General features: G+C 63.0%; 22 protein-coding genes. 20 read left to right on the plus strand and 2 right to left on the minus strand.

Annotated features, from left to right (window positions below):
• Positions 1–25: 25 nt before the first annotated feature.
• The 5 genes from RIA72_RS04395 (at position 26) to RIA72_RS04415 (ending at position 6,638) form a co-directional block, all read left to right on the plus strand.
• Complete coding sequence (locus tag RIA72_RS04395; protein WP_011415062.1) at positions 26–820, plus strand: enoyl-CoA hydratase/isomerase family protein; 795 nt, start codon at positions 26–28, stop codon at positions 818–820.
• A 61-nt stretch (positions 821–881) separates the two neighbouring features.
• Positions 882–2,102, plus strand: a complete 1,221-nt coding sequence (locus RIA72_RS04400; protein WP_431521399.1) for a thiolase family protein — start codon at positions 882–884, stop codon at positions 2,100–2,102.
• A gap of 37 nt (positions 2,103–2,139) precedes the next feature.
• A complete protein-coding gene (locus RIA72_RS04405) occupies positions 2,140–3,285 on the plus strand; it encodes an acyl-CoA dehydrogenase family protein (protein WP_017499968.1) in 1,146 nt (381 codons plus the stop codon).
• Positions 3,286–3,390: 105 nt separating this feature from the next.
• Positions 3,391–4,293 carry an SDR family oxidoreductase gene (locus tag RIA72_RS04410; RefSeq protein ID WP_011415065.1) on the plus strand — a complete coding sequence of 301 codons (903 nt, stop codon included), beginning with the start codon at positions 3,391–3,393 and terminating at the stop codon, positions 4,291–4,293.
• Positions 4,294–4,490: 197 nt separating this feature from the next.
• Positions 4,491–6,638 (plus strand): TonB-dependent receptor, encoded by a 2,148-nt coding sequence (locus RIA72_RS04415; protein WP_208598043.1) that lies wholly within the window; start codon positions 4,491–4,493, stop codon positions 6,636–6,638.
• Between the two features lie 164 nt (positions 6,639–6,802).
• Here RIA72_RS04415 and RIA72_RS04420 read toward each other — a convergent pair whose 3' ends face one another.
• A complete protein-coding gene (locus RIA72_RS04420; protein ID WP_017499965.1) occupies positions 6,803–7,804 on the minus strand; it encodes a LysR family transcriptional regulator in 1,002 nt (333 codons plus the stop codon).
• Between the two features lie 80 nt (positions 7,805–7,884).
• On the opposite strand from RIA72_RS04420, the gene RIA72_RS04425 reads away from it, so the two are divergent.
• From RIA72_RS04425 to RIA72_RS04490, 14 genes are all read left to right on the plus strand, one after another.
• Positions 7,885–9,030, plus strand: coding sequence for a CaiB/BaiF CoA transferase family protein (locus RIA72_RS04425; RefSeq protein WP_026108913.1), 1,146 nt, complete (start codon positions 7,885–7,887; stop codon positions 9,028–9,030).
• A gap of 487 nt (positions 9,031–9,517) precedes the next feature.
• Positions 9,518–9,844 (plus strand): helix-turn-helix domain-containing protein, encoded by a 327-nt coding sequence (locus RIA72_RS04430; protein WP_017499963.1) that lies wholly within the window; start codon positions 9,518–9,520, stop codon positions 9,842–9,844.
• A gap of 86 nt (positions 9,845–9,930) precedes the next feature.
• Positions 9,931–10,677: a LuxR family transcriptional regulator gene (locus RIA72_RS04435; RefSeq protein WP_017499962.1), complete on the plus strand. Its 747-nt coding sequence runs from the start codon at positions 9,931–9,933 to the stop codon at positions 10,675–10,677.
• 92 nt (positions 10,678–10,769) lie between these two features.
• A complete protein-coding gene (locus RIA72_RS04440; protein ID WP_017499961.1) occupies positions 10,770–11,384 on the plus strand; it encodes an acyl-homoserine-lactone synthase in 615 nt (204 codons plus the stop codon).
• A 5-nt stretch (positions 11,385–11,389) separates the two neighbouring features.
• On the plus strand, positions 11,390–12,271 hold the full coding sequence (locus RIA72_RS04445; RefSeq protein ID WP_017499960.1) for a phytanoyl-CoA dioxygenase family protein: 882 nt from the start codon (positions 11,390–11,392) through the stop codon (positions 12,269–12,271).
• A 30-nt stretch (positions 12,272–12,301) separates the two neighbouring features.
• The gene (locus RIA72_RS04450; protein WP_081095412.1) at positions 12,302–12,613 is read left to right on the plus strand and encodes a helix-turn-helix domain-containing protein; all 312 of its coding nucleotides are present in this window, start codon (positions 12,302–12,304) and stop codon (positions 12,611–12,613) included.
• Positions 12,606–13,127 carry a S26 family signal peptidase gene (locus RIA72_RS04455; RefSeq protein ID WP_017499958.1) on the plus strand — a complete coding sequence of 174 codons (522 nt, stop codon included), beginning with the start codon at positions 12,606–12,608 and terminating at the stop codon, positions 13,125–13,127. The genes RIA72_RS04450 and RIA72_RS04455 overlap by 8 nt, the downstream gene beginning before the upstream one ends.
• Positions 13,115–13,756 carry a lytic transglycosylase domain-containing protein gene (locus RIA72_RS04460; protein ID WP_017499957.1) on the plus strand — a complete coding sequence of 214 codons (642 nt, stop codon included), beginning with the start codon at positions 13,115–13,117 and terminating at the stop codon, positions 13,754–13,756. The genes RIA72_RS04455 and RIA72_RS04460 overlap by 13 nt, the downstream gene beginning before the upstream one ends.
• 66 nt (positions 13,757–13,822) lie before the next feature.
• Entirely contained in the window at positions 13,823–14,266 is a 444-nt protein-coding gene (locus tag RIA72_RS04465; RefSeq protein WP_136175471.1) for a hypothetical protein, read from the plus strand.
• A 515-nt stretch (positions 14,267–14,781) separates the two neighbouring features.
• Positions 14,782–15,753, plus strand: a complete 972-nt coding sequence (locus RIA72_RS04470) for an ArdC family protein (protein WP_017499955.1) — start codon at positions 14,782–14,784, stop codon at positions 15,751–15,753.
• Positions 15,750–16,184, plus strand: a complete 435-nt coding sequence (locus RIA72_RS04475) for a DUF2958 domain-containing protein (protein WP_017499954.1) — start codon at positions 15,750–15,752, stop codon at positions 16,182–16,184. Before RIA72_RS04470 ends, RIA72_RS04475 begins: the two co-directional genes overlap by 4 nt.
• An 85-nt stretch (positions 16,185–16,269) precedes the next feature.
• Entirely contained in the window at positions 16,270–18,081 is a 1,812-nt protein-coding gene (locus RIA72_RS04480) for a ParB/RepB/Spo0J family partition protein (RefSeq protein WP_017499953.1), read from the plus strand.
• Positions 18,082–18,191: 110 nt separating this feature from the next.
• Entirely contained in the window at positions 18,192–18,659 is a 468-nt protein-coding gene (locus RIA72_RS04485) for a hypothetical protein (protein WP_017499952.1), read from the plus strand.
• The gene (locus RIA72_RS04490; RefSeq protein ID WP_017499951.1) at positions 18,652–19,155 is read left to right on the plus strand and encodes a hypothetical protein; all 504 of its coding nucleotides are present in this window, start codon (positions 18,652–18,654) and stop codon (positions 19,153–19,155) included. Before RIA72_RS04485 ends, RIA72_RS04490 begins: the two co-directional genes overlap by 8 nt.
• A 53-nt stretch (positions 19,156–19,208) precedes the next feature.
• On the opposite strand, the gene RIA72_RS04495 is transcribed toward RIA72_RS04490, so the two are convergent.
• A complete protein-coding gene (locus RIA72_RS04495; RefSeq protein WP_017499950.1) occupies positions 19,209–19,436 on the minus strand; it encodes a hypothetical protein in 228 nt (75 codons plus the stop codon).
• Between the two features lie 360 nt (positions 19,437–19,796).
• Here RIA72_RS04495 and RIA72_RS04500 point away from each other — a divergent pair, with 360 nt between their 5' ends.
• A complete protein-coding gene (locus RIA72_RS04500) occupies positions 19,797–20,117 on the plus strand; it encodes a DUF736 domain-containing protein (protein WP_017499949.1) in 321 nt (106 codons plus the stop codon).
• The last annotated feature ends 199 nt before the right edge of the window (positions 20,118–20,316 follow it).

The following is a 20,316-nucleotide window of genomic DNA, read 5'->3' on the forward strand; positions in this document are numbered from 1 at the left end:
GCCTGCCGGCGCGCGGGAGACTGCAATGGACTATGAATACATCCTGGTTGAGCAACGCGGCCCAGCGCTTTGGGTGACCCTCAACCGGCCGGCAGCGTTGAACAGTCTGTCGTTGGCTTTGGCCGAGGAACTCGCCGCAGCGATCGAGGCAGCGGAAGCAGATGCGACGGTGCGCGCTTGCATTCTTACCGGCGCCGGACGGGCGTTTTGCGCTGGCGCGGATCTGCTCGCAATTGGCGATGGAACAGGCGGACAAACTCTCGCCGAACGCTTAAATCTGTTTCTGCCGCCGCTCGGTCAGGCTTTTAACAGGATCGAGACGTCGCGCCTTCCGATAATTGCGGCGGTCAACGGCCTTACGCTCGCCGGCGGCTTGGAACTGGTGTTGTGCTGTGATCTCGTCATTGCCGCGCACCCGGCCAGATTTGGCGACGCCCATGCAAATTACGGCCTGTTGCCCGGCGGTGGAGGGTCGGTTCGACTCCCTAGGAAGATCGGCGAAGCGCGTGCGAAACATCTGATGATGACCGGCGGGACCATCTCGGCTGCCGAGATGAAGGAAGCCGGACTCGTGACCCAACTGGTTGCTCCCGAGGATCTCATTGCGGCAGCGCAAGCGCTGGTAGAATCTCTTGCAGAAAAGAGCCGGCCAGGGCTCGCCTACATGAAGCAGCTAGTCCGCGCTGCGCAGGATAGCTCGCTCGAAGTCGGGCTGCGTCAGGAACTCGAAACCATGGCTGCTTACGCCTTGTCCAACGACATTGTCGAAGGACTGGCGGCATTCCGGGAGAAGCGGAAGCCCGATTTTTCCGACCGGTGAGACCTGATCGGATGCGGAACACATTGGAAGAATGGATCAACGAATGACCGACATATTCGTCATGGGGGTTGGGATGACCCCGTTCGGAAAACAGTTCGACAAGAGCCTGAAAATGCTCTGCGCCGAAGCTTCGTCGCAGGCCTTTTCCGACGCAGGATGCACCGCCGGCGATGTCGAAGCCATCTTCTTCGGCAATTGCGTCCAGGGGCATATGGAGGGCCAGGACATGATCCGCGGCGAAATCGTGGCGCGAGCGATGGGCATCTCAAGCGTTCCCGTGGTGAATGTCGAAAACGCATGTGCGACGGCTTCCACGGCCTTGCACATGGCCGCCGCCTATGTTCGATCGGGGGCAGCGGATGTCGTACTCGCGCTCGGCGCGGAGAAGATGTACTCGCCCGACAAGGCGCTCATGTTCAGTGCATTCGATGGCGCTTGGGACGTGCATGAAACCGAGTCGGGCCGCGCGCAGCTGCTGGCCATGGGCAATGGCGTCGATGTTCCGGAAGGAACGACATCGAGTCAGCCTTACAGCGTTTTCATGGATGTATACGCCGCGATGGCACGCGCGCACATGAAGACCTACGGCTCGACGCAAGCGCAAATCGCGGCCGTCTCGGCGAAAAATCACATGCATTCGACGCGCAATCTGCTTGCCCAGTATCGCCTCCCATATACCGTCGAAAGTGTACTCGCTGCGCCTCCGATCGTTTACCCGTTCACACTGCCGATGTGCTCCCCGATCAGCGACGGCGCCGCCGCTGCGATCATCTGCAGCGAAGCCGGTCGGCGCAAACTGTCGGCAGCCCCGGACAGGGCGCTAAGAATCCTGGCGTCTGTGCTGCAAACCGGCGCCGCGCGCGATCCCTTTGATTATGACCACCATGTCAGCCGCCTTGCGGCGAACCGGGCCTATGCGATGGCCGGCGTGGGGCCAGAAGATATTGGCGTCGCGGAGGTGCATGACGCCACGGCGGTTGGCGAGATCATTGAAATCGAGGCGCTCGGCCTGACGCCGCCTGGCGAGGGCGGACTCGCGGCAGAGCGCGGTGAGACGGCGCTGGGTGGGCGTATTCCGGTAAACACGTCGGGCGGGCTTGAATGCAAGGGACATCCGATCGGCGCCACCGGGCTCGGCCAAATCTACGAGCTTGCGCTGCAATTGCGCGGCGAGGCGGAAGATCGACAGGTTCCGAATGCCCGGTTCGCGATCGCGCAGAACGGCGGAGGTGTCATCGGGGTGGAAGAGGCGGTGGTCGCCGTCACGATCCTGGGCCGGTAGTTGTCAGAGCGCGCCTAGGGAAACACGGGGTCACGATATGAACTTTGAGCTGTCCGATGAACAACGCATGGCGGTGGAAACCGTCCGCCGCTTTCTCGACAACAAGCTTGAGCCGGAAATCCGCCGGCATGGGGAGCGATTCATCCCCAAACCGCTCATGAAGGAATGGACTCAAGCACTGACCGGCTATGGCCATATTACCGCACCGCATCAGGAGCAATGGGGCGGGCTTGATATGGGATGGCTCACTCATCTGCTCATTTTCGAGGAGATCGCCTATTCCTCGCTCGATGTGGCCATACCCGGCTTCATCAACGCGGTTGGCGCAGAACTCATCCGCCGCTTCGCCCCGGAGACGATCAAGCAACGCTATCTTGCCGACCTCGTCGCGGCCGAGAAGTTCGTTTCGCTCGGCATCTCGGAGCCCGATGTCGGCTCGGACGTCGCCGCCATCAAGACACGCGCCGTACGAGACGGCGATTTCTGGGTCATCAATGGCGAAAAGACCTGGATCACCAACGGAGCCTACTCGGACATCTTCATCTGTACGTGCAAGACTGGCGAAAATGAAGTCACTCACATCCTGGTCGATCGTGACGAGAGTGAGTATGAGGTGCGCGATATCCAGAAGATGGCGCTCAACGGCCAATCGACTGCACAGATATTCCTGTCCGATTGCCGCGTACCGGTGGCAAACACGATCGGCCGGGTCGGCGATGGATTGCGCAATACGTTGCAAGTGTTCGAGATTGCCCGCTGCCATATGGCGATGTGGAGTATCGGCATCGCACGGCGAGCAATGGATGAGGCGATCGCGTACGCTCGCGATCGCGCGCAGCATGGCAAGAAGATCGCCGGCCATCAGCTGATCGCCGACAAGATCGCCATCATGGCGACCAAGATCGACGCAGCCCGTCTGTTGACGCACCGGGCAATATCCCTCGTCCAGGCGGGCACGCGCGCAGAGACGGAATGCTCGATGGCCAAGTGGTACGCCACCGAAATGGCGATCGAAGCGACGCGCGATGCGCTTCAGATCCATGGCGGCAACGGCGTCACCCGCGAATTCATCGTTGAGCGGCTGGTGCGTGAGGCGATCATTTGCCCCATCCCCGATGGCACGACGGAGATTCAAAAGCTTGTTGTTTCGCGCGCCCTGACCGGCATTCAAGCCTTTCGGTAAGGCTCAGACGAAAACGACAGCGTCGACGGAAATGGAGCCGCGTGCCTGACTCGCACAGGATCAAATGCGCAGATGCGTCGCTCAGGTAAAAGAGGCAGACAAGCGATGGACGAAGAGCTTCGTTTCGATGGCAGGGTAGTGGTTGTGACCGGAGCCGGAGGCGGACTTGGGCGCCAGTACGCGCTGATGTTTGGCGGGCGCGGAGCCAAGGTGGTGGTGAATGATCTGGGTGGCGACGAGAAAGGGAGCGGCAGCTGCTCCACAGCCGCTGACAATGTGGTCGACGAAATTCGAGCCACGGGCGGTCAGGCGGTGGCAAATTATGCGTCGGTCGAGGAGGGCGCGCTGATCATCCAAGCCGCGGTTGACAACTTCGGAACCGTTGACGTCGTCATCAACAATGCCGGCATCCTGCGCGATGTGAGCTTCCACAAAATGACCGACGAAGACTGGACACTGCTTCAGCGGGTCCATCTGAATGGGACGCGGGCAGTGACGCAGGCAGCATGGCCGATACTGCGCGACAAGGGCTATGGCCGCATCGTCATGACCACGTCTGCAGCCGCAATCTACGGCAACTTCGGTCAGGCCAACTATGCCGCAGCCAAGCTCGGAATATTGGGGCTTGCGAACGCGCTGGCGGAGGAGGGGCGGTCCAGAAACATCCAGGTTAATACGATCGCCCCAATCGCCGCATCGCGTATGACCGCGACTGCCTTTCCACAAGAGTTTCTCGCCAATCTCAGAGCGGAAGCGATCAGTCCATTGGTCGGTTGGCTTGCGCACGAGAATTGCAGCGAAACCAAAGGGCTTTTTGAAGTTGGAGCCGGCTATATCGCCAAGCTTAGGTGGGAGCGCGCGCTTGGGCACGCCTTCGGAGCGGACAGGGCGTTCACGCTCGATGATGTCGCCCGGCACTGGGGTAGAATTGTCGACTTCACGGATGCCGAGCACCCGCTCGGGCTGAATGACAGCCTTGAGGCGGTAGAACGGGCGCTGAGAGCGTAATCAACCCGATGAATTACCATGATATTTTTGAGCGGCCGTCGGGCTGCCGATGGCGTCGTGCTGCCGCCAGATATCGATGAGCAGCAGGAATAGTTCTGCAGCGAATTGAATTGGACGACGGCCCTCAAATGCCGCCAAACGGCATGAACTACACAATATCTCCTGGGAAGAGAGGATCAGCCATGAGAGGATGTCTATTGGCTTCTGCCGCGTTGTTGTGCTCGGGAACAGCATTTGCCCAGGAAGCAACGCCCCAGGCGAACGACCAAACCGGGAGCGCCACGGAAGCGCTGGCTGAGGACATTGTCGTTACCGCCACCAAAAAGGGCTATGGCGAAAGCGTGCAGAAAGTACCGATGGCGGTCACGGCTTTTGGTGAAGCGCAGCTGGATGCCAAGTTCGTCCAGAATCTTCAAAGTCTGAGCTACGACGTTCCCAACGTCCAGCTCGAGGATGTGGGTACGGCACCGGGCTATGCCAATTTCACTATCCGGGGCCTCGGCATCAACAGCACGATCCCATCGATCGACCCCACCGTAGGCGTTTTCACTGACGGTATTTACCTCGGCATCAACGCTGGTGTCGTGCTGGACAACTTCGACCTTGAGGGGATCGAAGTTCTGCGTGGACCGCAAGGCTTGCTTTTCGGTCGCAACGTTACCGGCGGTGCCGTGGTTGTGCGGACCACGCGGCCCAGCTTCGATTTTGGAGCCAAAGCCAAGCTATCCATTGAAACGGGACTGAAAAAGACCGTAAGCGGCACGGTTACCGGACCTATCGTCGATGACGTTTTGGCTGCCAAATTGGCCGTCTACTACAGCGACGACAATGGCTGGTTTCGCAACCGCTTCGACAATCGCAGCTTCGGTAAATCACATGACCTTATCATTCGCCCGGCACTTTCGCTCAAGGGTGGCGACCGCTTCCGAATGGATCTCCGCTATGAGCATGGCGATGTCGAAAGCGATGGAGCCCCTGTCCAGAGTCACGCGCTGTTTCCCCGCGACAGCTTCAGGTTTTCGATCAATTTCCCAGGTTTCTATGATGCCAAATGGGACCAGGCGATCGTGGAAACCAACATCGATGTCGGTCTGGGCGAAGGCGTCTTCACCAACATCGCTGGCTATCGGAAATTCCGATCCTCCGCGGGCGCTGATATCGATGGAACACCACAGTCCTTCTTTCATGCCTTTTTCGAAATCGACCAGGATCAACTCAGCGACGAACTTCGTTATGCCGGAAGGTTCGGTGACGTCGAATTGACAACCGGTCTATACTATTTTTCCCAGGATCTTCGTTACGCCGAGCTGCGGAATCTTTTGGGCGGTGCTCGGATCGTTTCCGGTGGGGGTACGCAAGACCAGACAACATGGGGCATTTTTGCTTCGACCGACTGGCATTTCACCGATACGCTGACCTTGAATCTCGGCGCGCGGTATAGTTGGGAACGCAAAGCCGTTCGGGTCTCGGCCTTACGCGCAAATGGTTGCAATCTAGACACGCTGATCTGTGCAACCAATTTCGCCGACGCGGCAAAATGGCGAGGGTTTACGCCGAAAATCGGCCTTCAGTGGAAGCCGGATGACGACACGCAGATTTATGGCCTTTACACGCGCGGGTTCCGCAGCGGCGGATATAATTTGCGCAACACCGATCCCGCTGTGCCGCCGGGGCCATTCAATCAAGAGACCCAGGACAGTTTCGAACTCGGCGCCAAGAAGCAATTCGGGCGCCACCGGATCAACCTGGCGGCCTTCTACAATCGCATGAAGGACCTGCAGCGCGAGATCAACCTGCCCGGACCGCTTGGCGTCAGCCAGGTCATACGGAACACCGCCGACGCCACAATCAAAGGCGTCGAGGCCGAGGGGCAGTTTTTTCTTTTGTCCAACCTCGTGATTTCGGGTCAGCTCGGCTACGTGAATGGCCAGTATCGCAACGTCCAGTTCGACCTCAGCGGTGATGGCGTCATCAACGATGTGGATCGTGCGCTCAAATTGCCAAGGCTGTCGCCATGGACCTATGGCGTGGGGCTGACTTATGATCAGCAGCTTGGCGAATTGGGGACAGCAACGGCGCGTGTCAGCTTCACGCATCGCGACAAGGCGGCATTCACCGACAACAACGTCGGCTTCCTTCAGGGCGCCGATATGCTCGATGCGAGCCTCACATTGGCGACCGACAACAAGCACTGGCGCTTCTCCATCTATGGCCGAAACCTCCTGAATGAGGTGACGATTGGCGGCGATACACCTTTGCCGGCGGCCTTCGGGGGCACGGGTGCAAGCCTTTCACCGCTAAACAGGGGGCGCGTCATCGGCGGAGAAGTGGCGATTAGCTTCTAGGCCATTTTCGAGGCGAGTGGAATCACCCGCCAACTCGGAAAATGCCCAAGATCAATTTGCTAGAGCATTTCCTGCCGGAAAGCCGGTTCCCACTTCTGCGCGAAATGCTCTAGCTGATCGCGACGGATGCAGCGGATTTCCGATCGCACCCCGCCCCCTTGCCGTTAATCCGATGATGCGGTGCGCCATGCCTGACGAACAAGGCTGACGAGCGCACGGCCAGCCGGTTTTACCTGCCAGCGGCTACGCACAGCATAACAAAGCGTCAATGGATCGAATAAACCGATTCCCTCCAAGGCCACGAAATTGGCGCGAAACCATGAGTTCTCGGTGAACTGTTTTGCAACCATCCCGATAGCATCGGATGTGGCAACGATCCGTCGAACCAATTGAAAATAGTCTGTCATGTGGATCCAGTCAGCGGGACGCTTACCGCTTTTTTCGTACATCTGCTGAATGATCGATGTGTAGGGTTCGGAAGATGAGGGCACTACGAATTCGAACTGGACCAGCGGCTCCTTGCTGGTCGGGTTTATCCCCAGAATGGGATGATTGTTCCGCACAAAAGGCAGTATTTCGATCGAGGCGACCCGCTCGCACTTGAATTCCGGCCAGCGTGCAAAGGCCGCTTCAAGTCCAAAGGCGACATCGATATCGCCGCGCGACAGGAGTCGCACGCCCCTTTCGCTGTTGCCCGAAACGACTTCGACGCGCACTGCCGGATGGCGCCGCAGCAAAGAAACCAGAGGTTGGGTGAGCAACCAGTCGATTGACCCTGGGAACAGTCCGATTCGAAGCGGGCCCGCATAGGCGTCGGCGCGGCGGGCTGTATCTCCGAGTAGTTCAGCTGCGTCGGCAAGCAAGCGCGCTGCGCGATCAATAAATTCGCGTCCCTCCTCTGTCGGCATCGCGCCCCGTGAGGTCCGATGGAAAAGGGAATAGCCAAGATGCCGTTCGAGTTCAGCGACACTCTTGGTCACCGCCGACTGCGTGACACCAACCGCATCCGCTGCCCTGGAGAAGGAACGAAGCTGACCAACCGCGACGGCATGCTTGAGGCGAGAATCGAGCATGGACATGCCCCACAGGAATAATTGCTCCAGAGAATGAATTAGGCGAATCAAGGTCATTTTGCCAATCTTACTTTCGACACTGCCGCCCAGCACGACTGCAACCCGTCTCGAAATCTGGAGCGGCGAAACGGCCTGGATCAAAGCGCCAAGGTCTCAGACGCAGGTATGCCTGAATGACGAAAACTGGTCCGCTTGCAGGCCTCAAAATACTCGAAATTGCGGGCATCGGCCCGGCGCCGTTTTGCGGAATGCTGTTGGCCGACCTTGGCGCCGATGTCGTCGTCATTGAACGCGTAAGCCCTAACTCCGAAAATATCGATCTTGGCAGCGGCGCCATTGTGAACCGCGGGAAACGTGTAATTGCCTTGGATCTGAAGTCCCCCGAAGGCGTCGCGCATGTCCTGGATCTCGTCCAAAGGGGCGATGTACTGATCGAAGGCATGCGGCCTGGGGTGATGGAGAGGCTCGGCCTTGGTCCCGAGGTTTGCCTAGCGCGTAACCCCCGCCTTGTATTCGGTCGCATGACGGGTTGGGGGCAGCAGGGACCTCTCGCCCAAGCGGCCGGCCATGACATCAACTATATCGCGCTGTCAGGAGCCCTTTGGTATGCTGGGCATCCCGGTGAACCGCCAATGGCGCCGCCAAGCCTGGTAGGCGATATTGGGGGTGGAGCGCTCTATTTGGCCATCGGCGTCCTCGCAGCGGCAATGCACGCGCGGGATACCGGGAATGGGCAAGTGGTTGACGCCGCGATCGTCGATGGGAGCGCTCACATGATGAACTTGCTCCTGAGCCTGAAGGCCGCCGGCCAGGTTGCCAGCATACGCGGCTGCAGCATCCTTGACGGCCCTCACTGGTACTCGACCTATCGGTGCGCCGACGGGAATTTCATCTCAGTCGGATCACTCGAGCCCAAGTTCTATGCGCTGCTTTGCAAAAAGCTGGGGTTGGCCGGCGATAGCAGTTTTGACGACGGCTATGATCGTGATGCCTGGCCCGAGCTCAAGCAGCGTTTTAGCGAGATATTCGCCATGCGGACACGGGAAGAATGGCGCACACTGCTGGAAGGCAGCGATGCCTGCTTTGCCCCCGTGCTTGATCCGGACGAAGCGGCGCGCCATCCTCATATGGCAGCGCGAGGCGTCTATCGGGAGATCGACAATATCCTCCAGGCAATGCCGGCGCCACGTTTTTCGGGCTCGTCACTACCGATCCCCGGACCGATCCCGCTGCATCATGAAGATCCGAGTACAATTCGGCGGGGCTGGAGCAAACCGGACCGCTGCGGGATTACCGCCAGAACCGACTGTTGCGAGTAGTCGGTTGGCATGGTGGGCGGCCAGCGGCCCGACACGAACGGTGATTTCATAACTATGAACCAATGCGACGCTCCGCTTCGCTGCGCTGCATTCAAATCAAAGGAGACAACGACACACAGGCACGTCAAACTATCCGATGATTCCTGTACGCCACGCCGGAACGGCGATTGCGGACGTGTCCACGGGACGTTGTTCGCATCGTGATTCGCTCGGCGCTTGAAATCAATGCTCGCCCCGGATGTGACGACGCCGATGGGATTTCCACTGCGGCGTCCACGGCCAATGTCCTGGCGTGAGGGCTTCGGTCATCGACCGATTCGACCGTCCGAATGCGGTCTTTTGGCGCGCCTGAGAATCCGCATCAGAGTTGAGTGCGCGTTGTTCGGGAATCTCATTTAAATATTTGTAAAAACGTAATAATATAGATAATAACTCCAACCTGTATCCAGTGTGGAGTAATGGTCGCAGGGCGTGAACTTACGCCCTTATGGATGCGTCGAAGTCCTTCAGTTTGAATCTCAGGAAATTGCGGCTTGCGATGCGCATCACGCAAGAAGCGCTCGCCCATGATGCGGGCACGAGCAGCTCTTATCTGAGTGCGATCGAAAATGGCCGGTCGAGCCCGACGCTGAAAGCAATGGAGCGGCTCGCGAAGGCACTCGGCGTTAATGCCGTCTATCTCTTGTCCGGCCGGATATCGATCTCGATCGTTTCGGACGACGAACTGGAAATCGGCGCGATACTGGCGCGCCCGGCGGTGACGCTCCGGCGCCATCCGCACAAGCCGACGGGGCGGCCGAGCAAGACCAAGTAAATCATCGGGGGCTGCACGCGCGTGGGCTGGAACCACGCGCCCGATAGACGCGCCCGCAACGCGCGCGTCGAAAGGAGTGCCCCTCGGTGCCGTTTCGCGACCTCGATGCCTATATTAAGCAGGCCAGGCGCGCGAACAGTGATCGCGAGCTGTTCAGTTGCAGCGAGGCCGCCGCACGCCAGCTCGGCCTCCCATGGCTCGCGATCGTCCAGAGCATGGCCTTCTTTCAGCCCGGTGGGCGATATTTCCGCATGGACAATTTCCAGAGCTGGGGCGACGTTTTCGTCGCCGAAGGCTATTACCGCGACGATCCCGCCTTGCTCGCGGCGCGCTCGACAAGCCGGGCGTTCTGCTGGCACGAAATGGAGCGACTGCTGGGCGGCTTCACGCGGCGACAGGCGCGCATCGTGCGCGAAGCCGCGCGTCATGGCCTGCGCAACGGCCTCACCGTTCCGATTGGCGTCGCCGGCGAGCCGCCCGGATGCTGTACGTTCGCAACGCGCGACGGGCAATTGCCGCCATCGCATATCTGCCGGATCGCGACGCTGATGGCGAGCGAGGCGTTTACCGAGGCGCGGCGCTTGCACGGCTTTCCGGCGCGCCCGCTGAAATTACCCCATCTCAGCCCAAAGCGGCTCGAATGCTTTCGCTTGGCGGCGATGGGCAAGAGCGACGTCGAGATCGGGATCATGATGAACATCGCCCCGACGACAGTGCGCACCTACATGCGTGACCTGCGCGAACATTTCGGAATCTATTCCCGCGCGCAGCTCCCGGCGATCGCGCTCGCCTGCGGAATCGTCTGCATCGAGGAGATCGTCCCGCGGTTCTGAGCGGGATCGCCGCATCCTCAATATTGACGACTGTTTGAGCCCTTCATCTCTGCTCCCTTCGCGACTGTTCAATTTGAACGGGAGCTACTGCCATGATCCATATTGTCAAAGGGTGCTCGCTTACCGATGCGCGCGCCGCCTCGATGTTCGAGGACCGCAAGACCCTGTTCGTCGATCTGCTGGGCTGGGATGTTCCGGTCGTCGGCGGCCGCTATGAAATCGACAGCTATGACGGCGACAAGGCGGTCTATCTGATCGCCACCGACGATGGCTGCATTCACCAGGGGTCGATGCGGCTGCTATCGACAGAGGGCGCACATCTTCTCGCCGATCGTTTCGCGTCGCTCTGCGAGTGCGATGCGCCCCGGGGGGAGCAGGTTCGCGAGATTACGCGACTTTGCCTGCCGCAACGATTGGGCGCCCCCGGACGCCTGCGTGTCCGCAACCGGCTCATCTCGGCGATGGTCGATCATGCGCTCGGCAGCGGAATCACCATGCTAACCGGCGTCGTGACCGCTGCTTTTCGCGAGGAGGTTTTGGCGATGGGCTGGCGCGCAGCGCCGCTCGGCCCCGCGCGCCGCATCGATGGCGCGTTCCTTGGAGCGTTCCGCATCGAGATCTGCGCCGGTACGCCTGCGCTGCTGGCGTCGAACGGCATCTATGTACCGGGTGCGATCACTCCCGATGCGGCGGCAAGAGCCGCGTGAAGGGAATGGCGATGCACGACCCCGCCCGCCTCGCCGCGATGCTGCTCGCCGACGGTTATGTCATTGTCGATAACGCCGTGCCGACCGAGCTAATCACCGCGCTCGAAGCCGAACTCGCACCGCGCTTCGTCGCCACGCCCTTTTGCGAAGGCGGATTCTACGGAGCCCGCACCAAGCGCTTTGGCGCGTTGTTGCGGCGTTCACGGCATATCGCCGGCCTTGTGCTGCACCCGATCATCCGCGGTATCGCCGAAACGGTGCTCGGGGAATGGTGCGATCGTATCGTTCTCAACCTCACCCAGGCGATCGAAATCCATCCCGGCGCGCTCGCGCAGGTGCCGCACCGCGACCAGGATCTCTGGGGCGGCGTCAAGACCGGGATGCACTATCAGATCAACGTCATCTGGCCGATCGATCCGTTCACGCTGGAGAGTGGCGCGACGCTGGTCTGGCCGGGCAGCCATCACGATGCGGCATCGCAACCGGGCGATGCACGTCCGGTCGCCGCCGAAATGCCACCCGGCTCCGCGCTGCTGTTCCTCGGATCGATCCTGCATGGTGCCGGCGCTAACCAGTCCGATCATGTGCGCCGCGCGGTCATCACCTCCTATTGCCTCGGATGGCTGCGGACGTTCGAGAATCAGTATCTCGTCTATCCGCCCGCCATCGCTCGAGCGTTCGATCCCGATCTGGCCGCGCTCATCGGCTATGCCCAGCATCGCCCCAATCTCGGCAATGTCGAAGGCCAGTGCCCGTCCGTGCTGCTTCACCGGGACGATATCGACGGCCTCCCTGCGATCGACGCGCTGCTCCCCGGCCAGGCCGACATGCTGGATGCCTATGTCGCCGAACAGGAAGCCGCGCGTGCGGGCCTGATCGGCGGGTAACGCGGGTTCGTCGGACCGGGCGCTGCACTCATGACACACGATCCAAACCCCGAAGCAGGCGGCGGCGCGCGAACACGGATCGAGGCGGATTCATCCGCTGTGGACGGTGGAGCCACGGCGTCGTCGGCCGCGGAGCGCGCTCGGCGGGCACGCGAGCATTGCCCGTTTCTGACAACCAAGCAGGCCGCGTTCCATCTCGGTCTCGCGGGGGACACGCTCAAGAAGATGCGCCGGGAGCGGCGCGGCCCGCCGTGCCGAAAGCATGGCACCGTCTGGCGCTACCATATCGACGATATCGAGGCCTGGTCGCGCGCGAACATGCGGGAGGGAGGCAATGGCTAGGCTGCTACCCTCCCGTCTGCCGGCTAAACCCACCGCGCTGATCGGTCTCGGCGCGGCCGCGCTGGCGACCACGATCGCGCTGCCGCCAACGCCGTGGCTGGTCTGGAACGCATCGGCCAGCGCGCCGATCGGTCTCTATGCCGTCAGCGGACGGCAGGACATCGCATCGGGCGACATGGTGCTGGTCCGGGTGCCCGACCGCTGGCGCCGGCTCGCCGCCGAGCGGCGCTACATTCCGATCAATATCCCGCTGGTCAAGCGCGTCGCGGCCGCGCCCGGCGATCGCGTCTGTGCGCGCGGGCGGGAGATCTATGTCAACGGCCACCCGGTGGCCGAACGCCGCGAAGCCGATGGCCGCGACCGTCCGATGCCGTGGTGGAATGGCTGCGTGATGTTGCGTTCGGGCGCATTGTTCCTGCTGATGGACAGCCCGGATTCGTTCGATGGGCGTTATTTCGGACCGACATCGCGCGGCGACGTCATCGGCGAGGTGCGACTGCTGTGGCTGGGCTGAGGGTCGCCATCACCGCCCTGGCGCTGCTGGCGGCGGCACCGGCTGACGCGCAGTCGGTCGTTCACTGGCGGCCCTATATCGAGGCAGCCTCGGCGCGTTTCGGCGTGCCGGTAGAATGGATCGAGCGCGTCATGCGCGCCGAGAGCGGCGGGCGCACGGTGCTGGACGGGCGCCCGATTACCAGCCACGCCGGCGCGATGGGACTGATGCAGCTCATGCCCGGCACCTGGTCCGAAATGCGCGCGCGGCTCGGGCTCGGACGTGATCCCCATAGCCCGCGCGACAACATATTGGCGGGGACGCTCTATCTTCGTCTGATGTATGACCGCTTCGGTTATCCCGGACTGTTCGCAGCCTATAACGCGGGACCGGCACGCTATGCCGAGCACGTGCGGACCGGCCGCGCGCTGCCCGGTGAGACCCGCGCCTATCTCGCGAGCGTCGCCGGAGTGCCCGTCAATTCCCGGTCGGCTGTCACGGCCGCCAGTGCAACGCCGCGTACCGTCAATGCCATCTTCTTCGCGATCGGCGACCGGCCCCCTGCCGGCCGGAGCGAAGCCGGTGCGGCCACGCTGTTCGTCGCGCTGCGATCGACGTCGCCCGAGAAGAACGCGCCAGACCGCCCATAGTGCGAGCCGATCGGGGCTTCATGCCGAATCGTGTTTCTGCTATGTTCCGAGCCTATGGAGTTGGTCGTGATGTTGCTCGGTCTGATCCTGTCCGCCACCGGCATCGTCCTCTTCGCCTGGGCGATGTTCCGGCTCGCCGTCTTCGCACTCCCGGTCGGGCTCGGTGCGGCCGCATTTCTGTGGGCGGGGGGTGGCGAACTGGGGCCGTTGCTCGGTCTGCTTCTCGGCCTCGTCGTCGGCGTCGCGGTCTTGCTGATCGGACGCATGCTCATCGCGTCGCGGTTGCCCGTTCCGCTTCGCGGAGCGATCGCGCTTCTCTTCGCCGTGCCCGCCGGGATCGCCGGCGGCAGTGTCGTCTCCAGCCTGATGCAGCTCGGCGGTGCGGGGCCGACCGCGACCGGCATCGCCGCGGCGGTCGGCGCGATCATCATCGCCGGTGCCGCCATGATGAGCCTGTTGCCCGCGATGACCGCTTGCACCGGTTCGAACGGATCCCCGCTGCACGGTTGATCTGTTGGGGCCAGTGGGCCGAGTGCTCGCTCCTCGTGTCACCGCGCGCATGGCGACCACGACGAGAGTGCTTCAAGACGGCAGGGTCTGACCTGACGCATCCGGGTTTTCAGGCGCCTCGCGCCTGCGGCGCGACCGCCGCTCTATTCCGCTAGGCTCACATCCGTTCGCCAAGCTCCACCGGGCCACGCTTCGCGCGTCCCGGCCAAAGGTGACGATCGGACTGGCGGGATGCCGGAGCCTTGCTCCGGCCTGTCGTCGCCGCGCCTGACCGGCGCGGCGGCATTTTTCGTTGGGCCTTCCCCTCGTCGCGCGGGTGGGCGGCGCTCCCTTCTGGGCCCGGCCCGGCGTCCCGCAAGCCGGCCTTCGACTGCGCTCGGGTCCGGCTCCTCCATTGCATTTCGGCCCTGCGGGTGCGGACCGCCTCCTGGCCGCGCCCGGCAGGTCGCAATTCGCCGCCCACCCCCGCTCCGGGGGAGGCCCTGGGGTTTTTGGGGCGGCATTGGAGGATAGCCATGCACCAGACCGGCAGCCAACGCGCGCGCGCAGAGGGCAGCAAACGCCAGCCCCCGGCGGAGCGCGCCAATCTTTACGACGAGGTGACGGGCCGCATTGTTTCCGAACTTGAGGCGGGCCGCTTCCCTTGGGTCCAGCCTTGGGGCCGCCCCAATGGTCAAGGCTTCTCCGCCGCCCCCGGCCTCCCGCGCAACGGGCTCACCAGCCGCAATTACAGCGGCGTCAATGTCCTGATCCTGTGGGGAGCAGTGATCGAGAACGGCTATCCGTCGCAATCGTGGCTGACCTTCCGCCAAGCCTTGGAGGCGGGCGGCAATGTCAGGAAAGGCGAGCGCGGGACAAGGGTTGTCTATGCCGACCGCTTCACCCCCGAAGCCGAGAAGGAACGCGCGCGCCAGACCGGCGGCGAAGCCCGCGCGGTGCCGTTCCTCAAACGCTTCACCGTGTTCAACGTCGCACAGTGCGAAGGCTTGCGCCCCGGCCTTGCCACCGACCCCGCACCGCTTCCCGAACGCCAAGTCGTGCCGATCGCCGAAGCGGTCATTGCGGCATCGGGCGTCGATTTCCGCATCGGTGGGGACAAGGCCTACTATGTCCCGAGCGCCGACTATGTGCAGGTGCCCCCGCAACCGGCCTTCCACGAACAGATCAATTTCTACCGGACGGCGCTGCACGAACTCTGTCATGCCAGCGGCCACCCGTCGCGCCTCAATCGCAATCTGCGCAATGCGTTCGGCAGCAAGGACTATGCGCGCGAAGAATTGATCGCCGAGATGGGATCGGCCTTCCTTTGCGCCGCGCTCGGCATCGTGCCGACCGTTCGTCACGCCGATTATCTGGCATCATGGCTCGACGTGCTGCGCGAGGACAATCGCGCGATCTTTCGCGCGGCCAGTCAGGCGAGCAAGGCCGCCGATTGGCTGCTTGCCCGCTACGCCGAGACGCAGGACGAAGGGAGGGAAGCGGCATGATTACGCTCCCCCATGCGATCCTTTCGGCGCTGCGCGCGAATGCGCGCGCCAGCCGCCTCCACGAGCAGCGCGACGAACGGTTCGACCCGTTCCCGGTGGTCAAATTCTTCAATCCGGTCGGCGCGGCGACGTGGATCGCCACCGAGCTTTACGACGATGGAGACACGCTGTTCGGCCTCGCCGACTTGGGGTTCGGATGCCCGGAAATGGGCGTGTTCTCGCTTACCGAGATTGCGGGCGTCCGCTTGCCCTTCGGCCTGTTCATCGAGCGCGACGAGCATTTCGAGCCGCTGGCCCCGCTTTCGCTATGGTCCGATACCGCGCGGCGCATGGGTGCAATCGTTCTGGCCGAAGCCGAACTTCGCCGCATCACCGATAGCCGGAACGGCAACGAGCTTCCGCCGCCTCTTGATGATCGAGGGGCCGGATGACGCGCGGCGCGTTTCGCCGCATTGAGTGCCGGTCCCGCCCATCCAGCAAGACAAACGGGACCGGCGCTCCAGAAGGAGCAGACCAATGAAACTCGACTTTATCGACCATAGCAAGCTGGTTCCGTCCAAGGTGAACATGCGGCACGGACCCAAGCCCCCGGACGTGGGCGACATTCTGCCCTCGATCCGCAAGCGCGGTGTCATCGTGCCGCTGATCGTGCGCCCGCAGGCGGGCAACGATAATGGCGTCCACGAAATCGTCGCCGGGCGGCGGCGCTGGACGGCGAACGCCATCGCGCTTGTCGAGGGCATCGACCACGGCCCGCTTCCCGTCGCCATCCTCGACGCCGGGGACGACGCCGACGCCATCGAGGCATCGCTTCTCGAGAACACCCGGCTCGATCCCGACGAGGTGACGCGATGGGAAACCTTCGCACGGCTGGTCAAGGAGGGCCGCGACATTGCGGATATCTCCGCGACGTTCGGCATTCCCGAGCTTGGCGTGAAGCGTATCCTAGCGCTCGGCAACCTGCTTCCGCGCATCCGCGATCTTTACCGCAAGGAGAAGATCAACGCGGCGACCGTCCGGCATCTGACGCTGGCGAGCAAGCAGCAGCAGAAGGCATGGCTGGCGCTCTACGACGATGACGACGCCTATTGCCCGACCGGCCAGCAATTGAAGGCATGGCTGTTCGGCGGGCAGTCGATCAAGGTCGAACATGCCCTGTTCGACGTCGATGCGAGCGGCCTTGCGATCGTCGCCGATCTGTTCGGCGAAGACCGCTATTTTGCAGATGCCGACGCGTTCTGGACCGCGCAGAACGCCGTAATCGACGCGCGCAAGGAGGACTATCTGGATGCCGGATGGTTCGACGTGGTGATCGTCCCGCCCGGCGAATATTTCTACCGCTATGAGTTCGCCAAGGCACCCAAGCGCAAGGGCGGGCGCGTGTATATAGATGTGCGCGAAAGCGGCGAGGTCGAGGTCCACGAAGGCTATGTGACGAGCAAGGAGGCCAAGCGGCTCGAACGCGGCGAGGCAATCGAAACCGGCCCCAAAGTGCCGCGCCCCGAAGTGACGAGCACGATGCAGACCTATATCAACCTGCACCGTCATGCCGCTGTCCGCGCCTCGCTGACCCGTCATCCCAAGGTCGCGCTGCGCTTGATGGTCGCCCATGTCATCGTCGGGTCGCCACTGTGGACGGTCAAGCCCGAGCCGCAGACCGCGCGCAACGACGATGTGCGCGAAAGCGTCGAAACTTGCCGCGCGGAAACCGACTTCGACGCGAAGCGCCGCGCCGTATTGGACCTTCTCGGCTTCTCGCCCGAGGAACCGACCGTCACAGGCGGCAACGGCGACGACTTCGGACTGGTCGGCGTGTTCCTGCGCTTGCTCGACGTGCCCGACCGCGCCGTAATGGACGTGATCGTCATCGTCATGGGCGAAACGCTCGCCAGCGGCAGCGCCGCCATCGAGGCGGTCGGCGGCGAGATCGGCGTCGATATGGCCCGCTACTGGCAGGCCGACGACGCCTTTTTCGAGTGTGTCCGCGACAAGGAGGTGCTGACCCGCATCGTCGCCGAGGTGGCGGGCGAACCTGTCGCCGCCGCCAATGCGAAGGAACCGGGCAAGGTCTTGAAGCGCATCGTCCGCGACCATCTGGAGGGTGCGAACGGGCGGCCCAAGGTCGAGGGTTGGGTGCCGAAATGGATGGCGTTCCCGCCCGCTACCTATACGGCGCGCGGCGGCGTCGGCACCGTCGCGGCTCATGCCAAGGTGCTCGCGGCGCGCCCCGACCGCGAGCCGGAACCGACCGGCCCCGGCGCGGTGATTGCGCTTCCGGCCCCTGCCAAGGCCGAGCCGCAGGAACAGCCCGAGCGCGAAGCCGCATGAAACTGGACGGGCGGCGGCGCACCCGCCGCCCGTTCCGTCCCCCATAAAATCGCCGCGCCGCTCGGCCGCAAGCGGCCCTCGCGGCGCGGATTTCAGACAGGAGACTTGTCATGGCCGACCGTGTTTCGGCATCCATCACCATCGGCGGGACGCTCCCCGCCAGCCAGCTTCCCGCCTTCGCCGAGGCCATCGCGAACGAAGGGCTGTCCACCGAATGGGACGGCGAACCCTTCGCGCTCGGCGATCTGCCCGAGGGCGAGCCCTTGGCGCTCATGGCGCACGAGGTCGCCTGGGGGCGGTTCGAGGGACTCGAAGCCTTCTGCATCGCGCATGGGCTTTTCTTCGCGCGCTGGTCGGGCGCCTATGCCTGCCAGTGGGGTGCGGAACGCACCGTGTTCACCGGCAGCGGCGAACCGCAAAGCTACGCTGCCGACGAGGACGACTATATCCTCATGGGGCGCTGCACCGCCGAGCGATTGGGCAGCTATGCGGCGATCATCGCGCATTTCGATGCGGCCGACTTCGCGGTGCCCCCGCTTGTCATCACGCCCGAACGGGAGGAGGCGAGCAATGGCTGACATCTGGATTCAGGGCAGCTTCGCCTTTCGCTGCACCGCCGCCGAGTGCGCGCTGATCGAGGAAGTCGCAAACGCTGGCTACGCGCTAGCGAATGACGACGCGCCCGATCCGCCGAGCGCGGCGCTGCTCGCAGCCTTTCCGCCGGACGATGCGAACGCGCGGTGGAGCGGGTTTCGCGAGGCGTTCAACGATCCCGAATTTCCCACCATCGGAGCCGATTTCATCGCTGAAACCTGCCCCGACGATCCATCCGCGCGGATCGTGTGTTTCGCCAGCATGGACGATTTCGATGCCGCTGCCATCGCGGTGGTGATCCAGCGATGTTGCCCCGAAACGCTCGCCAAGGGGCCGATCGGCTTTGAATGGGCCATGACCTGTTCCAAGCCCCGCATCGGGGAGTTCGGTGGCGGCTGGTGCGCGATTTTCGCAGACCGCATCGAGATCGACGCGACCAACGAGGCGCTGTCGCGCGCGCTCGCGGGCGACGGCAACTAGCCCAAATCGCGCCGCACTGCGCGCTCGCGTGCCGAAAACCCCTGCCGCCTGACCTACCGGGCGGTGCGGCGGATCACCGTCCGGGCGCTTCCGCATAACGTGCATTCGTCCTTCTGCCGCTCGAATCCGCGCGTGCCGCCGAGCGCGCAGGTGACGACATTGGCCTGTGCGGTAACCGACAGGTTGAGCCGGTCAGTCACGCAGGCATCGCACACCGCCGCGCCGTCCAGCCGCACGATCAGCCGTTCGATCTGCCCCGCAATCGTCGTTCCTTCGTTCATCGCCGTGAGGCTATAGCCGCGGCCTCGTGGCCGCGAAAGCAATCATGGCTTCCCGGAAAGACGCCGGACTGGGCTTCCTGTCCGCGCGCGCATCTCGTCCTTTCGTGTCTCACCAACCCGTCGCCGGCTCCTTGGGCGCATGACCTGGGACGGCCGCGCGCCTCGCGAAACCATCGCGCGGAACTGATTTCCCCGCGCCGCTTTGGCGGCGCTCCTCGCGGCCGCTTCGCTCCAAATCAGCCCCGCGCTTCCGGTCCTCCGCTTCGCTTCGGCCTGCGGTTCGCAGCGCGCTCAAGGGCCGTCCCTTCGGTCCGCCCATCGCCCGGCATCGGGTCGGGCGAATGTGCAAGGAGACGAGAAATGCCCTCAATCGGTCATGTCCAGCGCCAGAACGACGGTTCGTTCCGGGGCGCCTTGAAGACGCTTTCGGTCAATGCCGAGATCGCCATCATCCCCAACCGCAGTAAGACCGGGGACCAGCCCGACTACCGCGTGCTGTCGAACGGCGTCGAACTGGGCGGCGGCTGGATCCGCACCGGCGAGGTGAGCCAGCGCGAATATGTCCGCCTCGCCATGTCGGCCCCCGAACTTGGCGGCCGCACCCTCTACGCCAATCTCGGCCGCGCCGCCGGGCAGGACGACGACGACGCGTTCGCCGTTATCTGGAACCCCGGCGACTGAGCCGGATCGGCCCCGCGCCGGTCACCCGGCGCGGGGCTTTCCTCATGCCTTGAGGGCTTGGCGTGGGCCTTTTCCTGCACCGGAACGCGCTTGCGGGCCTGCAGAGAGGAAGAAATCCGCTCAGCAAGCACCGAGTATCCGGCGGCGAACGGACCGCCTCAACCATCGACGGTTCCCCCAATTTTCACGCCACCTGCGT

Origin of the sequence: Sphingopyxis sp., assembly GCF_040216815.1 — a bacterium.
Taxonomy (GTDB): Bacteria; Pseudomonadota; Alphaproteobacteria; order Sphingomonadales; family Sphingomonadaceae; genus Sphingopyxis.

Excerpts from the sequence above, each read along its gene's own strand:
- RIA72_RS04470 (WP_017499955.1), top strand. The coding sequence starts at position 14,782 with ATGCACCAGACCGGCAGCCAACGCGCGCGCGCAGAGGGCAGCAAACGC.
- RIA72_RS04485 (WP_017499952.1), top strand. The coding sequence starts at position 18,192 with ATGGCCGACCGTGTTTCGGCATCCATCACCATCGGCGGGACGCTCCCC.
- RIA72_RS04430 (WP_017499963.1), top strand. The coding sequence starts at position 9,518 with ATGGATGCGTCGAAGTCCTTCAGTTTGAATCTCAGGAAATTGCGGCTT.
- RIA72_RS04445 (WP_017499960.1), top strand. The coding sequence starts at position 11,390 with ATGGCGATGCACGACCCCGCCCGCCTCGCCGCGATGCTGCTCGCCGAC.
- RIA72_RS04490 (WP_017499951.1), top strand. The coding sequence starts at position 18,652 with ATGGCTGACATCTGGATTCAGGGCAGCTTCGCCTTTCGCTGCACCGCC.
- RIA72_RS04400 (WP_431521399.1), top strand. The coding sequence starts at position 882 with ATGGGGGTTGGGATGACCCCGTTCGGAAAACAGTTCGACAAGAGCCTG.
- RIA72_RS04440 (WP_017499961.1), top strand. The coding sequence starts at position 10,770 with ATGATCCATATTGTCAAAGGGTGCTCGCTTACCGATGCGCGCGCCGCC.
- RIA72_RS04405 (WP_017499968.1), top strand. The coding sequence starts at position 2,140 with ATGAACTTTGAGCTGTCCGATGAACAACGCATGGCGGTGGAAACCGTC.
- RIA72_RS04425 (WP_026108913.1), top strand. The coding sequence starts at position 7,885 with ATGACGAAAACTGGTCCGCTTGCAGGCCTCAAAATACTCGAAATTGCG.
- RIA72_RS04495 (WP_017499950.1), bottom strand. The coding sequence starts at position 19,436 with ATGAACGAAGGAACGACGATTGCGGGGCAGATCGAACGGCTGATCGTG.
- RIA72_RS04475 (WP_017499954.1), top strand. The coding sequence starts at position 15,750 with ATGATTACGCTCCCCCATGCGATCCTTTCGGCGCTGCGCGCGAATGCG.
- RIA72_RS04500 (WP_017499949.1), top strand. The coding sequence starts at position 19,797 with ATGCCCTCAATCGGTCATGTCCAGCGCCAGAACGACGGTTCGTTCCGG.
- RIA72_RS04480 (WP_017499953.1), top strand. The coding sequence starts at position 16,270 with ATGAAACTCGACTTTATCGACCATAGCAAGCTGGTTCCGTCCAAGGTG.
- RIA72_RS04450 (WP_081095412.1), top strand. The coding sequence starts at position 12,302 with ATGACACACGATCCAAACCCCGAAGCAGGCGGCGGCGCGCGAACACGG.
- RIA72_RS04455 (WP_017499958.1), top strand. The coding sequence starts at position 12,606 with ATGGCTAGGCTGCTACCCTCCCGTCTGCCGGCTAAACCCACCGCGCTG.
- RIA72_RS04395 (WP_011415062.1), top strand. The coding sequence starts at position 26 with ATGGACTATGAATACATCCTGGTTGAGCAACGCGGCCCAGCGCTTTGG.
- RIA72_RS04410 (WP_011415065.1), top strand. The coding sequence starts at position 3,391 with ATGGACGAAGAGCTTCGTTTCGATGGCAGGGTAGTGGTTGTGACCGGA.